10 protein-coding genes and 1 tRNA gene are annotated in these 15073 nt (G+C 63.8%); 3 read left to right on the top strand and 8 right to left on the bottom strand.

Annotated elements, in window-relative coordinates:
- The first annotated feature begins 40 nt into the window (after positions 1-40).
- Complete coding sequence (locus H3T92_RS04220) at positions 41-1453, top strand: CCA tRNA nucleotidyltransferase (protein ID WP_198189403.1); 1413 nt, start codon at positions 41-43, stop codon at positions 1451-1453.
- A gap of 123 nt (positions 1454-1576) precedes the next feature.
- On the opposite strand, the gene H3T92_RS04215 is transcribed toward H3T92_RS04220, so the two are convergent.
- The 8 genes from H3T92_RS04215 to H3T92_RS04180 form a co-directional block, all read right to left on the bottom strand.
- Entirely contained in the window at positions 1577-5332 is a 3756-nt protein-coding gene (locus H3T92_RS04215) for an RCC1 domain-containing protein (RefSeq protein WP_198189402.1), read from the bottom strand.
- Between the two features lie 233 nt (positions 5333-5565).
- Positions 5566-6177 (bottom strand): LytR C-terminal domain-containing protein, encoded by a 612-nt coding sequence (locus tag H3T92_RS04210; RefSeq protein WP_029676096.1) that lies wholly within the window; start codon positions 6175-6177, stop codon positions 5566-5568.
- Positions 6178-6187: 10 nt separating this feature from the next.
- Positions 6188-7108, bottom strand: coding sequence for a 4-(cytidine 5'-diphospho)-2-C-methyl-D-erythritol kinase (locus H3T92_RS04205; protein ID WP_198189401.1), 921 nt, complete (start codon positions 7106-7108; stop codon positions 6188-6190).
- Positions 7105-7986, bottom strand: coding sequence for a 16S rRNA (adenine(1518)-N(6)/adenine(1519)-N(6))-dimethyltransferase RsmA (rsmA, locus tag H3T92_RS04200; RefSeq protein ID WP_198189400.1), 882 nt, complete (start codon positions 7984-7986; stop codon positions 7105-7107). Before rsmA ends, H3T92_RS04205 begins: the two co-directional genes overlap by 4 nt.
- 32 nt (positions 7987-8018) lie before the next feature.
- Complete coding sequence (locus H3T92_RS04195) at positions 8019-9422, bottom strand: G5 domain-containing protein (RefSeq protein WP_198189399.1); 1404 nt, start codon at positions 9420-9422, stop codon at positions 8019-8021.
- Between the two features lie 403 nt (positions 9423-9825).
- Positions 9826-9899: transfer RNA gene (locus H3T92_RS04190), tRNA-Thr, on the bottom strand.
- A 109-nt stretch (positions 9900-10008) separates the two neighbouring features.
- On the bottom strand, positions 10009-10932 hold the full coding sequence (locus tag H3T92_RS04185; protein WP_045925045.1) for a DsbA family protein: 924 nt from the start codon (positions 10930-10932) through the stop codon (positions 10009-10011).
- A gap of 61 nt (positions 10933-10993) precedes the next feature.
- Positions 10994-12997, bottom strand: a complete 2004-nt coding sequence (locus H3T92_RS04180) for a serine/threonine-protein kinase (RefSeq protein WP_198189398.1) — start codon at positions 12995-12997, stop codon at positions 10994-10996.
- Positions 12998-13174: 177 nt separating this feature from the next.
- On the opposite strand from H3T92_RS04180, the gene H3T92_RS04175 reads away from it, so the two are divergent.
- Both H3T92_RS04175 and H3T92_RS04170 read left to right on the top strand, forming a co-directional pair.
- A complete protein-coding gene (locus tag H3T92_RS04175; RefSeq protein WP_198189397.1) occupies positions 13175-13573 on the top strand; it encodes a carboxymuconolactone decarboxylase family protein in 399 nt (132 codons plus the stop codon).
- A 203-nt stretch (positions 13574-13776) separates the two neighbouring features.
- A complete protein-coding gene (locus H3T92_RS04170; protein ID WP_144084829.1) occupies positions 13777-14904 on the top strand; it encodes an ABC transporter ATP-binding protein in 1128 nt (375 codons plus the stop codon).
- The last annotated feature ends 169 nt before the right edge of the window (positions 14905-15073 follow it).

The raw sequence follows: 15073 nt of genomic DNA, 5'->3' as shown, positions 1-15073 counted from the left end.
TATGCTAGTAGGCGCATCAACTCCGTAGGAAAGGGTGAGCGTGGATTTCCAAGTCTGGCCGGAGGCCATCGAGCTCGGGCGCCTCTTCGCCGAGCAGGGATTTGAACTGGCGTTGGTAGGGGGTCCTGTACGCGATCTGCTCCTGCACCGGCCCTCCCACGACCTGGACTTCTGCACCTCGGCCCGGCCCGAGCAGTTCGAGCCCATCCTGCGTCACTGGGGGTCAGGCTTCTGGGACATGGGGCGCAAATTCGGCACCTTGGGCGCGCTGCGGCGGCGTCCTGACGGCACCGAGGTCAAGGTGGAGGTGACCACCTACCGGCGAGACACCTACGATCCCGACTCCCGCAAGCCCGAGGTGGACTATGGGGACAGCCTTGAGGGCGACCTTTCGCGGCGCGACTTCACCGTCAACGCCATGGCCCTGCGGGTGCCCGACCTGGTCTTTGTGGATCCCTACCGGGGGGCCAACGACCTGGCCAAGCAGGTGCTGCGGACCCCGGTGGACCCCCGTCAGTCCTTCGATGACGACCCCCTGCGGATGATGCGGGCCGTGCGGTTCGTGGCCCAGCTGGGATTCACCATCGCACCGGAGACGGCCGAGGCCATCACCCGCATGACCGATCGAATCAGCATCGTCTCGGCCGAGCGGATTCGCGACGAGCTGACCAAGCTCATGCTGTCCGACCACCCCGTCCAGGGTATCGAGGCTCTGGTGCAGTCCGGCCTGGCTGACATCGTTCTGCCCGAGGTCCCAGCCCTGCAGCTGGAGATCGACGAGCATCACCGGCACAAGGACGTCTTCGAGCACACCCTGATGGTGGTGGACCGGGCCATCGCCCTGGAGACCGGACCTGACGGACCTGTGCCCGCCCCGGACCTGACCCTGCGACTGGCCGCCCTGCTGCACGACATCGGCAAGCCCGCCACCAGACGCTTTGAGCCCGGTGGCAAGGTCAGCTTCCATCATCACGACGCGGTCGGGGCCCGGTTGGCCCGCAAGCGCCTCAAGGCCCTGCACTTCGACCACCACCTGATCGCCGACGTCTGCGACCTGATCTCCATGCACCTGCGTTTCCACGGCTATGTGGACGAGCGCTGGACCGATGCGGCCGTACGCCGCTACGCCCGGGAGACCGGTCCGCTTTATGAGCGGCTCAATCGCCTGACCCGGGCCGATGCGACCACTCGAAACAAGCACAAGGCTCAGGTCTTCTCCTCCGCCATGGACGAGTTGGAGGACAGGGTGGCTCAACTGCGTCGGCAGGAGGATCTGGATGCCATCCGGCCCGACTTGAATGGACAACAGATCATGCAGATTCTGAACCTCAAGCCGGGACCGCAGGTGGGACGCGCCTATCAGCACATGCTGGACTACCGCCTGGATCAGGGCCCGGTCGACCAGCAGACAGCCGAGCAGGAGCTGCGGGACTGGTGGCAGAGCCAGGGCTAGGGCCAGGCCTAGTCCGTATTCTGCAGGTTCGGCTGCCGCCGGATTATATGTGGAAGATGCTTGCCGGGTCATCAGGTGCCAGGCTGGTATTGGCTGTGATCGTTGTGTGGCCCGGACTGTTGCTTACTTGTGCGAAGTATTCATGCTGTCTGTCGTACGGGCCTGCTTTTGGCGGCTTTTGGCGGCTATGGCGGCTCCTGCAGTGAGAAGTCCTGTGGCGAGCAGAAGGAGCATGCCGTCGCCTCCGGTCAGGGGCAGGCTGGCGATGGCTAGGTACCGGTAGGTGTTGCCCTTGTCAGTTTCCTGCTGTTTGCCGTCCTGGGTCCAGTCGATGGCCACGGGCGCCAGCCCCGGCGTGTAAGGGGGAGTGGTCACCTTCCAGGTGCCGTCGGGGCTGGGCTTGAGGTCCTTGCCTGCGGCGAGGCACGTGCCCTGCTCCTGATTCTGGCCGAAGCATACGCTGGTGGTCTGCGGCTCTCCGGGGAAGCCGACCGGTCCCGGCCGGCTGGCCGGCCAGGCGTTGGAGGGGGCGCGCCCCAGCTGACCGTTGCCGTTGTTTCCCCAGGTGTAAAGCTGGCCGTCGGAGCCGATGGCTGCGGAATGATACCATCCCACGCCGGATTGTTTCCAGGCGAATCCCTTGGGCGCCCCCTGGGGCTTGCTGACCAGGGTCGGCGTCTGCCGGTCGGTGGTGGTGCCGTCGCCCAGCTGGCCGCTAATGTTCCATCCCCAGGCGTACAGGTTCCCATCGGATCCGGAAGCTACAGAATCCCCGTCGCCTAGGCTGGCTTGTGCCCAAGTGAATCCATTGGGCTTCGCGATCTGAATTGGCGTCTGCCGATTGGTGGTGGTGCCGTCGCCCAGCTGGCTCTCGGAGTTTCTTCCCCAGGTGTACAGGCCGCCGTCGGAGCCGATGGCCGCGGAATGATGTTCGCCTAGGCTGGCTTGTGCCCAGGTGAATCCTTCTGGCGCTCCTTGGGGCTTGCCGATTTGCACTGGCATGTTCCGCTTGGTGGTGGTGCCGTCGCCTAGTTCGCCGTACTGGTTGTCTCCCCAGGTGTAGAGGCCGCCGTCGGAGCCGATGGCCGCGGAATGCCAGCCGCCTAGGTTGACCTGTTTCCAGGTGAATCCTTCAGGTGCGCCTTGGGGCTTGCCTATCAGGACTGGCCTGTTCTGGTTGGTGGTGGTGCCGTTGCCGAGCTGGCCGTACTCGTTGTACCCCCAAGTGTAGAGGTTGCCGTCGGAGCCGATGGCCGCGGAATGAAAGCCGCCCAGGCTGACCTGTTTCCAGGTGAATCCTTTGGGTGCTCCATCGGGCTTGCCTATCAGGACTGGTCTGTTCTGGTTGGTGGTGGTGCCGTTGCCAAGCTGGCCACTGCCATTGTCTCCCCAGGCGTACAGGTTGCCGTCGGAGCCGATGGCCGCGGAATGCCAGCCGCCAAGGATGACCTGTTTCCAGGTGAACCCGTCCGCCGCCCCCTGAGGCTTGTCGACCAGGGCCGGCCTGCTCCGGCTGGTGGTGGTGCCGTCGCCCAGCTGTCCGTCGTCGTTGCCTCCCCAGGTGTAGAGGTTGCCGTCCGAGCCGATGGCTGCGGAATGGTTGTAGCCCAGTCTGATCTGGTTGAATCTGATGCCTCGCTGTGCGGGCGGAGTCAGGGTCACCTCGGTGCCGCCGGTCTCGGGCCCATGGTCCGGGCTGATGGACCAGTGCTGCGTGTCTTCCCTGGTCCAGTGGGCGGTCAGGGTGGTGTCATGGGTGACTGGCTGGCTGAAGTCGTAGGCGACATCGCCTTGGAACCAGCCGTCGAACAGGCAGCCTTCGGCCCTCGGGTCCGGGTAGGGGCGTTCCGCCTGCCCGTCCTGGGTGACGGACTGGCTGGGGGGCATGCCCGTGGGGGCGGGGCAGGAATCGTTTTTGGAATTGAAGCCGACTTGGTATTGGGGGGCGATGTACGTGTATTGCAGGTGATCGTCCGGCTGCGGCCCGTTCCGGCTCCAGCCGACCGTCACGTCCACGCCCCCCGGCTCATGCTTGGGCGTGGATACCTGCCAGGTGCCGTCTTGGTTGGCCGTGATCCCTGTGGCCTTGGCCTGGCCGAACAGGACGCTGGTGGGCGTGACGGCGCCGGGGAAGTTGACCATGCCCGGCCTATTCCAGCTGGTGGTGGTGCCGTTGCCCAGCTGGCCGTTGCCGTTGACTCCCCAGGTGTACAGGTTGCCGTCCGAGCCGATCGCTGCGGTATGGTTGCATCCTGGGATCGTGTATTTCCAGGTGAACCCGGCGGGTGCGCCTTGGGGCTTGCTGACCGGGATTGGCCTGCCCCGGGTGGTGTTGGTGCCGTCGCCCAGCTGGCCGTTTTCGTTGCTTCCCCAGATGTAGAAGTTGCCGTCCGAGCCCAACGCCTCGGTATGCCAGTCGCCCAGGTTGACCTGTTTCCAGGTGAACCCGGCGGGTGCGCCTTGGGGCTTGTTGACCAGGGTGGGCGTGTGCCGGTCGGTGTTGGTGCCGTCGCCCAGCTGGGTTCTGTAGTTCTGCCCCCAGGTGTAGAGGTTGCCGTCCGAGCCGATTGCCGCGGAATGTTGCCAGCCTATGCTGACCTGTTTCCAGGTGAACCCGGCGGGTGCGCCTTGGGGCTTGTTGACCAGGGTGGGCGTGTGCCGGTCGGTAGTGGTGCCGTCGCCCAGCTGGCCGCTGAAGTTCCATCCCCAGGTGTAGAGGTTGCCGTCCGAGCCTATAGCTCCGGAATGATTGCAGCTAAGGCTGGCCTGTTTCCAGGTGAATCCTGCTGGCGTGCCTTGGGGCTTGTCGACCTTGATCGGCCTGGTCTGGTTCGTGGTGGTGCCGTTGCCCAGCTGCCCATACTGGTTGTTTCCCCAGATGTAGAGGTTGCCGTCCGAACCGAATGCTGCGGTACTCAAGTCGCCTAGGGTGAATTGTTTCCAGGTGAATCCTGCTGGCGTGCCTTGGGGCTTGTCGACCGGGGCCGGTGTGTTCCGCTTGGTGGTGGTGCCGTCGCCCAGCTGGCCGCGGCCGTTTTGGCCCCAGATGTAGAGGTTGCCGTCCGAACCGAATGCCGCAGAATGGTCCCAGCCTATACTGACTTCTTTCCAAATGAATTTTTCCGGCGTGCCCTTGGGCTTTTTGACTTGGACTGGTGTGGACCGGTTGGTGTTGGTGCCGTCGCCCAGCTCGCCAGCGCCATTGTCTCCCCAGGTGTAGAGGTTGCCGTCCGAGCTGATGGCCGCGGAATGAAGGCCGCCCATGCTGAGCTGGCTGAGTCTGATGCCGCGTTGCGCGGGCGGGGTGAGGGTGACCTTGGCGCCCCCGGCTATGGGCCCTTGGCTGGGGCTGATGGCCCAATGGCCGTCTCCCTTGGTCCAGTGGGCGGTGAGGGTGATGCTACCGGTGACGGGCTGGGTGAAGTCGTAGGCAACGTCGCCTTGGAACCAGCCGTCGAACAGGTATCCGTCCCTGGCGGGGTCGGGGCTGGGCCGACTGGCCTGGCCCCCGTCGGGGATGGTCTGCCTGCCAACGCTGCCGCCGCCTGCCGTGTCGAAGCTGACCGTCCAGGCTGCGGAGGACCGGGCCTGGACGGCATCAGCATCGCCGGCAGTGTCGAGCGTGGGTGAGGAAGGCATCGGGGTCGTGTGGCTCAGGGGTGAGGACGTTGGCAGGGGTGAGGACGTTGGTGGGGAAGACATTGGTGGGGAGGAGGACGGCGATACGGCCTGCAGGCTATCATCCCCCTGCTGTTTGTCCAGGGTGGTGGGCGTGGCTGCTTCGGATGGACTGCCGGTGCTCCCGGCCAAAGCGGGTGTGCAGGACAGGGCTAGGAGAAAGGCCAGGGCTGCTGCTGCCATGCCCGAACGCTGACGCATGATGAGTCGACCCCCTTCTTCGCAGAGCCTGATACAGCATCCCCCGGACATCGCACTCAAAACTGTAGCAAAAAGCTGTACTAAGAAACTGTATCAAGTCCCCAAACACCCACGACCCCAAGGTGTTACACCTATTACCATACCATGCGCGCAAACGCCTCCGGTTGAAGGTTCTACAACAGCCGGGTTCGCGCTCCTGGGCGGGATGCCAGGCCGGCAACATTGCTGCGGTGTCAGGCCTTGGGAGCCTTGGGCAGGTTCTTCAGGGAGGAGGGGTCAGCCAGGCAGCCCTTGATGGCTTTGATGTTACGGCCTACGACAGAGGTGCTGTCCTCGTCGTTCAGATCGGTAAAGGTTGCCCCGATGACCACATCGATCAGATCGTCGCTGCGGTCGTCCATGACCAGAACGGCATCGTTGAATTGGGACCCCACCGTGTAGCCGCGGTCAATGGCCGAGGCGCCAAAGCGTATCTGGGTGCGCGCTGTCTCGGTCTTGCCCGGATAGTCCGCCACATCCTGCATGTTGAATCCCCGATTGCGCAGGGCCGACGCCAGAGCAGTGGCCAGACCGGACTTGTTGGTTCCGTTGAGCACCCGCACACGGATGTCGGGGTGGTTGACCAGCTTGGACTTGTCGGGCGGACAGGGCACAGCGACCCCATAGTTGGGCTTGGCGATGGTGGCGTGTTTGGCGGTATGCCCGATGGATCCGAAGATGATCAGACCACAGATGACCAGGATGACCACCAGGGCGCTGACGGCTATAGTGAAGACCATCTTCTGCCGCCGTCGTACGAACTGCCTGCGGGCCTCGCGTTCGTCGAGTGGTTCGGGATTCGTCATGTTGCCTACTCTACTGTCCATGGGTGACTCGCAGGGGGACCATCCTGGGCAGGACTGGCGAGTCAGCCTCAATGATTCTGTCTACGGCATTCTGCTCCCGCCAGAGTCTTATCAGTGTAGCCGCTTGGTCCAAGTGAGGAACCATAGCCACCACCGATGGGCCGGATCCCGAGACGAAAGCTGGCCCTGCCCCTGCCCGCCGGGCAAGATCCAGAGCCAGGAGCGAGCGTGGGTGAAGAGCACAGGCGGTTTTTTGCAGGTCGTTCAGGTCGCCGGGGCCGGGGCCGATCGCGTCGAAGGCCTTGTATACCTGGGCCGTGCTCAGCTGATCTTCATAGGCGCCGATCAGCAGGCGGCCGGTCAGTCCGGCATTGCGCAAACTTCGAGCCTCCGCGCTGGTCGGATCCAAGGGCTCCAGAACCTGGCCGAAACCCGAGCCGTGGCTGAGACCACCATGCAGGCAGAAGGGCAGGTCTGCACCCAGGCCGGCGGCGATCTCATCCAGATCAGCCGCGCCCAGCCCGAGCTTCCAGAGCCGGTTCAGGCCCAGCATGGTTCCGGCCGCATCCGTGGATCCCCCGGCCAGGCCGGCACCCACCGGTATCCGCTTAGTGATGCGGATGGCCACATCCGGCTGGTGTCCGGTGGCCTGAGCCATGGCTAGAAGGGCCTTGACAGCCAGATTTGCATGGGGATCAGCGTCATGGTCGGCCAGATCGCCCAGATGCTCGCCCTCCATGTGCAGCCTGAAGCCGCTGCCAGGCTCTCTTGGGCGCAGTTCCACCCTGTCCAGGATGCTTACGGCACTGTAGATGGTGTCCAGGCGGTGACGGCCACCCCAATCCGCCCGGGCGGGTCCGACCCGAAGCAGCAGGTTGATCTTTGCCGGGCAGTCCAGGGCGATCCCCTCCCTGCCGACGGCGGGGCTCACGCGGCCACCTCGCGGCCGGACCGCTCCAGGGCGGCGAATTCCGCAATGGTCATGGTCTCTCCGCGCCGGCTCGGATCGATGCCCGCCGCCTTGAAGGCTTCGGGGGGCACCAGGCCCTTAAGGGCAGCATGCAGGGTCTTGCGGCGCTGGCCGAAGGCGGCGTCGATCAGAGCGAAAACCCGAATCCGCGTGCGCTCGTCCTCGCCGATGTGCCCTTCCTCGTCACGGACAAAGGAGACCAGGGCCGAGTCGACATTGGGAGCAGGCCAGAAGACGTGACGCCCGATCCTTCCCGCTTGGGCGGTATGGCCGTACCAGGCCAGTTTCAGGCTGGGGGCGCCGTAGACCTTGGAACCCGGGCCAGCAGTCAGGCGGTCCGCCACTTCCTTTTGGACCATGACCAGGAACTGGCTCAGATTGGCGAACCGGGCCAGGAGGGTCAGGATGATGGGAGTGGCTACGTTGTAGGGCAGGTTGGCTACCAGGGTCAGGTCGGCGCTTCTGCCCGCGTCGCCTGCCAGCTGAGGGGTCAGGGTCAGGGCATCCCGGTTGATCACGGTCAGCCGGTCCAGGGCTTCCGGCATGCGCTCGCTTACGGTCTGAGGCAGGCGCTGGGCCAATCCGGAGTCGATCTCGTCGGCGGTCACCAGGCAGCCCGCCTCCAGCAGCCCCAGGGTCAGGGATCCCAGACCTGGACCCACCTCCAGAACGGACTGACCGGGTTTCACCCCTGCCAGGCGGACGATCCTGCGTACAGTGCCTGGATCGATAACGAAGTTCTGGCCCAGACGCTTGGTGGGATGGATGCCCGCTTGGTCGGCGATGCGTCGGATATCGGCGGCACCCAGAAGGCGGTCGCTCTCGCTTCTAGTGTTCATGTCGGTTCGCTGCTCGTGAATGTAGTAGGAGGTCAGTACCAGTTGTACTGCTCGGAGTGGTGCCAGGCCGTGCTGGGGTTTCCGTATCGTTGGCCGATATACCAGAGGCCCCAGTCGATTTGGATGGCAGCATCGTCACGCCAGTTGGCACCGAATTGACTCATTTTAGAGCCCGGCAGGCTTTGGGGGATGCCGTAGGCACCGGAAAGGTTCTCGGCATCCCATTGCCATCCTGACTCCTTGTTCCAGAGTTTCACCAGGTCATCGAATTGCGAACCTGTCCATCCGCGCTGGGCGGCTGCACCCGAGGCATAGGCTTGGGCTAGGCCGGGTCCTGCATGCCAAAGGCCGCTTGGCGATGGGCTTGGCGATGGCGGCGGGGCTGGTGTGTTTTCGGCCTGGCTTGGGGGATCCGGCTTGGTCGTTGCATTCGAGCCTGATGGCTGTGATGCCTGCGGGGGCGTGGCAGTTGTCTTTCCCGACTGCGCATCCTTGTTCGGCGAGGCGCTTGGGGAGGAAGCGTCCTTGGCATGATCGGACCCCTTGTCCTTGGACTGCTGCCCGCTGCTCTGCCCCTCCTTTGGCTTGTCAGGGCCGACGGCCACCACCTGATCCACTGGCATGGCCACAGTCTCCTCCTTGACGACCTGCTCCGATTCTGCCTGTCCGTCCACATAGGTGACCTGGATGGTCTGCAGACGCTGGCCGGCTACGCCTTCCTGTCGGATCTGAGTCTGGCCTGGCGCCAGGTTCGGGTCGACCACGGTACGTGTAGCAAAGGCCAGAGGGATGGTCTTCTGGGTGTTCCCGTGGGTGACCCGTCGGACACGCAGCACGGTGGCGCCCTGGTCGTGCTCCACGCTGACCCGGTCCTCCTTGCCTGGCACGATGCCCTTGGAGTCCAGGATGGAGGCGGCTGGGAGCTTGCCGTCGGGGGCCACCGAGGTCTTCCCATCAGCTATGACCGTGACCGGCCCCGCCTGGTTGATGACCAGACCGCCGGTCAGCTGGTTGTAGACGTTGCCTATATCCACGGTGACCTTCATGGCCTGCTTGCGGTTCTCCTCGAAGAATCCCAGCAGCTGGTCCATGCTGGTGGCTGTGGTCCAGAAGGGCACGCGTTGGCCCTGGATGACGATGGTTGTCTGATAGGCGGAACGTACGGTGACTGCCGCATGGTTGCGCAGCTGGCCTCCGGAGGTGGAATCGACCAGGTCGTGGGTCTTGACCTTGATCCCCTGCTGGCGCAGCAGGCCGTCCACGCTGTAGGCGTAGGTGGTCACCATTTTGGTCTGGCCGTTGACGCTTAAAGCCACGCTCTTGCGTGCGGTGATGCCGAAGGCCAGGACCATGGCCAGAACGACCAGGAGTGCGCAGGATGCCACGCGGATCCTTCTGAGCACGACGAAACGCCGCGGCGTCCAGCGTCTGGCCATGTGTTCGCCTCCCCGTTCCTGCCTTGTCTGTACCTGGCAATTCTAGCGGCGCGGGCATGGAGCCAAGCCAGACAATCAGCAAGGTCGGGCAAACATCCACATTTGTCTCGGATGTGGGCAATAAAAAAGCCGACTTGACCGTCATCGGTCAGTCGGCTTTTCAAGACCCGGGCCCTGGGCCGGCGGATCAACGTCAAGAGGACGGGAATGAAGGGGAATGATCCCGTCCTCGAATACGAACGGAGATGGTTGGGGAAAAAGCTCCGTTCGTACTTCGGAGAACGAGCCTCCGAAATGACTTACTCGAGGGAAGTATTTGCAATTATCCAGGTAATGTCCATTATTATAGCCTGCCCGGAGACAAAGCTGAATAATCGGATTTTATGGTTCGTTCCTGGCGTAGAGCCTCCTGTCAGAGTCGAACTGACGACCTGCCGCTTACAAGGCGGCTGCTCTGGCCAACTGAGCTAAGGAGGCGGTCCCGGTGGTCCATTACAGCTCCGGGCCGCGGTACGGAATGATATCGTACCATCACCGTGCCCCCAAGGGGGACGCTGGACGCGAAATTTCTCTCGACCTGCCCGGTTCAGTCCAGCGAGCGCGGTTGGCCGGAGGCGCCGATGGCGGGCATGGCGCCCTTGACGCCCACCTTGGACTGGTCCAGGCCCAGAGCCTTGAGCAGGCCCGAGCGGTAGTCCAGACCTGCTTGGGACAGGTTGCCCAGCTCCCAGTAACTGCCGTTGATGCGGACCGTGGGCGTGGTCATCTGCCCCTTGTTGGACCCGGAGGGATTCCAGAGCTCCTTGCGCAGGGGGGTGTAGGTGTCCATGGCCTTGATCCAAGCCCGGTAGTGGCCCTTGACCGCCTGGTCAGCAACCTTGGGATCAACCCCGGCCTTGATGGCCTGTTGGCGGATCTTGTCGTTGCTGATGGGGTGGTAGTCGGACTCGTCCGGCTGGAAGTCCTTGGCGTAGAGATTGGCGATGAAGGGCAGCAGGTGGTCCGGATCGTGCTGGGCCACGTAGATGGTGGCCGTGCCCGTCCTGGTCGAGTAGTTGTCGGTGGAGAGCCTGTCCATGAAGCTCATGGGATAGATGACCAGGTTGATCTGCCCGGCATCCACCAGACCGGTCAGGGTGGAGTCCAGTCCGCGATGCAGGGCGCCGCAGCCCGGGCACATGAAGTCCATGTAGATCTCCACTGTCGGAGCCTTGGCCACCGGTTTGCCCAGCCCTTGGGAGCTGATCAGAAAGCCGCCCTGGTCATTGGCGGCCGAGGGCTTTTCCTTGACCTTGGCGACGGCCTGACGAGCCTGCTCCAGGTCCTGGGTCTTGACCGGGCGATGGCTGCGCCAGTACAGGAATCCGCCCAGAGCGATCAGCGCGACGAGCGCCACGGTGACGATGACGCCGATCATGGTCTGCTGGCGGCGTTCCTTGGCCTCCTGGAGCCGACGGGCCTCTTCCTGGGCCTTGAGCGCGGCCTTGCGGTTCTGCTTGCCCTTGGACATGACCTGGATCCTTTCCTTGGCGTACTGAGCATAGTGTAGCCGCCAGGGGTGGAGCGCGGCCTTAGGCGCGCAGGAGGTGGATGGGGGCCCAGTCCATGGAGGGCTGGGCGATCAGCCCGGCCAGGAGGACGGCAATGATCAGCAGCCAGATCAGGAGCAGGATCCACCTGCGGCGGGGGTTGCCTGGCGCCGTGGGATCCTGGCGGCCCATGGGGATGCGACCCGCCGCCAGCCGCAGGACCCTGTTGCCGCTGTTGGCTTTGGGGGCTGAGCGGTTCTGCGTCGGCAGAGTCGTCAACAGCCAGCCTGCCAGCGTCGCCAGGGCCATGGCCAGCCCGCCGGCGGACAGGGGCCTGGCTGCCGGCAGGGGGAGGGTCAACAGGTGTTCACCCAGGGTCAGGCCTGCGCGGACGGTGGTGAGGGCGCCCGCCCAGGTCAGCGGCAGAGCGACCAAAACCTGGACAAGGATCATGCCCGGCAGGCGCAGCAGGGCGGCCCCCAGGCCCTTGAGCAGGTGCCAGGGGAGGGCAGCTGCGTTCAGCAGACGGTCGGTGCCCCGCCGAGGGCCGTCGCGGCGCAGCTCGCGTTCGATCTGGGCTTTGATGCTCCATCCGGCAGTGCTCAGGGCCCAGAGAAGGATTCCGGCGGTTGCCAGGGCCGAGACCGGAGCCAGTGCTGTCAGCAGGGCAGGGAACATTCCCAGCATGACCAGGCAGGGGGTTCCGGCCTTCAGGTAGCGCAGGCGTCGTATCTGGGCAGGGGGCTGGTCTCCCAGCCAGTGGGCGTTTGCGTCATTGCTGTAGCCGCTGGGCAGGGGCTGTGCCGGCAGAAGCGGATCCTGGACGGTAGTGGCTTGTAGATCTTGACGATCGGCTGCAGGCTGGAGATCCTGCCAGGTCTGCGTCTGCTCCTGCTGCTCCTGGGCTGCTGGAAGGGGATTCAAGAGGGTGGTGGGTTGCTCCAAGTCGGGTAGGAGGGTCGTCTGTTCATCGGCTTCGCCGTTTGTCAGAGGCTGTGACCAGGCCGTCCGTGGACTGTCTGGATTAGCCTGCGTAATAGGCGGCATGGGCATGGTGGCCGGCTCAACGACCATGGTGGGCGAGTCGGTCTGCTCCTCAGCCTCCGAAGAGCCGCCGCCAAAAGGGCGCATCGTCTCCTGACTGCCCTTGCCGGGTTCCTGGTCGTCTTGCTCACCCTGCCAGGCCTGCGGATCCATGGCATCCCGGCTGATGGCCTCCAGAAGCTCCTCAGGCGTGCAACGCGCCCCCCGGTCGGGGGAGAGCGCCGAGCGCAGGGCTCTCATGGTGCCCACGGGCAGCCCAGACAGGTCAGCATTGCCCGAGGCTTCCCGCTCCAGAACCGCCATCATGGGCTTGTCGCCGAAGACCGCCCGTCCGGTGGCCGCATAGGCCAGAACGGCGGCCGTGCTCCACCAGTCGGTTCCCTGATCGGCCTCGGCTCCGTCGATGATTTCCGGGGCGATGAAGCCGGGGGTTCCCATGACCAGCCCGGTCCGGGTCACATGGCTCTGTCCCTGGCCCATGGCGATGCCGAAGTCCACCAGCACCGGGCCCGAGACCGAAATCATCACATTGGTGGGTTTGATGTCCCGGTGGACGATGCCCGCCTGGTGGACGGCCGCGACGGCATCGGTCAGCTTCCGCGCCAGCCGTTCCAGGTCGTCGCCCTGATAGGGCCCGTTGACGGCCACGTCGTCCCGTAGATTGCGCCCCTCGATCAGTTCGGTGACGATGAATGCCAGGGCATCATCAAGCTCCATGTCCACGATCCGGCAGACGCCCGGATGACGGATCCGTTGCAGGGCCAAGGCTTCGCGTCGCAGGCGCTCGCGGGCCGAGGCGCGGTCACGTTCGTCAGAGCTGTCTGGTGACACCTGGCTCTCTTCTTCCAGGGACTCCCGCAGGATCTTCATGGCGTAGTCCTGGCCCCCGCCATCCCGTGCGCGCCAGACAGAGCCCATGGCTCCGCCGCCCAGGGGCTCAATCAGGGTGTAGCCCCCGACCAGCCGTTCCGGCCTTAGGTCCAAACCCTCAAGATCGCTCATATCTCCATTGTGCCCCGACAGGTTGAAAAGCACCTGATTGTCCCCTCCTGCTGTTTTGCGTCCTTGGCCGCTGGGAATCTGGCAGCCTGATCGGAGCCAGCGGCATAATGCGTAAACAGGCGTTGATACAATATTATCGGTGGGAAAACATCCAAAACAGCAGAAAGAAGGGGCTTCATGGAAGCTTCGCGCTTTGAAAAGGGCTCTGAAGCCTTGGCCGCTATCGACGGCAAGGGAGGTCAGGCTGTCATCGACTCTCTTCAGGACATAGCGCCGGACCTGGGTCGCTGGATTGTCGAATTCGCTTTTGGCGACATATACACCCGGAAAGGACTTGATCTCCAGCAGCGGGAGCTGGTCACCATAGGCAGTCTGGTTACGCAGGGCGACACGGCTCCGCAGTTGGCCGTTCACATACAGGGAGCCTTGAATGTGGGGCTGAGCAAGGCGGCTGTGGTCGAAGCCATACTCCAATGTGCTCCCTACGTAGGATTCCCGCGGGTCATCAACGCGATCAACGTGGCCAGGACGGTCTTCGAGCGCGATGCCGAAGATTCCGACAAGCCCGAGGATTGAGTCGGCAAGGGTTCACCGGTCGAATTCAGACCCTGGTGTATAGTGGGCACTGGCTCAAGGGAGAGTTTCTCTTAACCGCAAAACAGAAAACCGTCGCATGGCCATACCGATGTCGGTGTTGACCCCGGGACGGAAACCACAGTGAACATCAACCCCTTCACTACGGATCGTTCGGCACGTACCTGCCGATGAAAGGATGAATAATGGCAGAAGTGGTATTCGACCACGTCACTCGTATCTACCCGGGCAACGATGAGCCCTCGGTCAGTGACCTCAGTCTGGACATCAAAGACGGTGAATTCCTTGTTCTGGTAGGGCCTTCCGGCTGCGGAAAGTCCACCACCCTGCGCATGCTGGCCGGCCTTGAGGAGGTCAACAAGGGCCGCATCATGATTGGCGACAAGGATGTGACGACCATGCAGCCCAAGGACCGCGACATCGCCATGGTCTTCCAGAACTACGCTCTTTACCCCCATATGACCGTGGCCGACAACATGGGCTTCGCCCTGAAGATCGCCGGCACCCCCAAGGATGAGATTCGCCAGCGGGTGGAGAAGGCCGCCGAAGTGCTGGATCTGACCGAGTACCTGGACCGCAAGCCCAAGGCTCTGTCCGGTGGTCAGCGTCAGCGTGTGGCCATGGGGCGCGCCATTGTGCGTCAGCCCAAGGTCTTCCTGATGGATGAGCCTCTGTCCAACCTGGACGCCAAGCTGCGTGTCCAGACCCGTACCCAGATCGCCGCTCTGCAGCGGCAGCTCAACGTCACCACCCTGTACGTGACCCACGATCAGACCGAGGCGCTGACCATGGGCGACAGGATCGCCGTCATCAAGCTGGGCGTCCTGCAGCAGGTGGGTGCGCCTACCGAGCTCTATGATCGGCCCGAGAACGTCTTTGTGGCCGGCTTCATCGGCTCGCCCTCCATGAACATCAACATCCACCCCGTGGTCAACGGGCAGGCCAAGATCGGCGAGGACACCATCAGCCTGCCGCGCGAGGCCGTCGACAAGCTGACCCCCGACGACCAGGGCAAGATCGTCGTAGGTTTCCGTCCCGAGAATGCTTCTCTGGCCGGTGCCGACGAGCCGGATGCCTTCTCCCTGAAGGTGGCCAACGTGGAGGATCTGGGCTCCGATGGCTACATCTACGGCAACATTCTGACCGACAACAGCGCGGCTGAGCAGGCCATCGTCATGTCCGATCAGAACAAGCTGACCACCATCCGTGTCAACCCGCGTGACCTGCCCAAGGTGGGCGACGTGGTCAAGATCCACATCGATCCTGAGAAGATGCACCTGTTCTCCCCGGCCAGCGAGCTGCGGCTGAACTGAGTCTTCCTGTAGCCCTGCGGTTCGGCCACGGTTTCCCGCCGATCCGCAGGGCCTGTATCGATTATTGATATCATCTCCTTTCCTTGTTCGACCGGGTGACCAGGAGCCCCGCGCGGCGCATCCGTGCGGGGCTCTTCCCGTATAGGATGGGCGGCGATGGGATGGATGA

The sequence above is a fragment of the Bifidobacterium sp. W8112 genome, from assembly GCF_016101425.1.
In the GTDB taxonomy this organism is placed as follows: Bacteria; Actinomycetota; Actinomycetes; order Actinomycetales; family Bifidobacteriaceae; genus Bombiscardovia; species Bombiscardovia apousia.
This window is presented reverse-complemented; position numbering and strand designations above follow the sequence as displayed.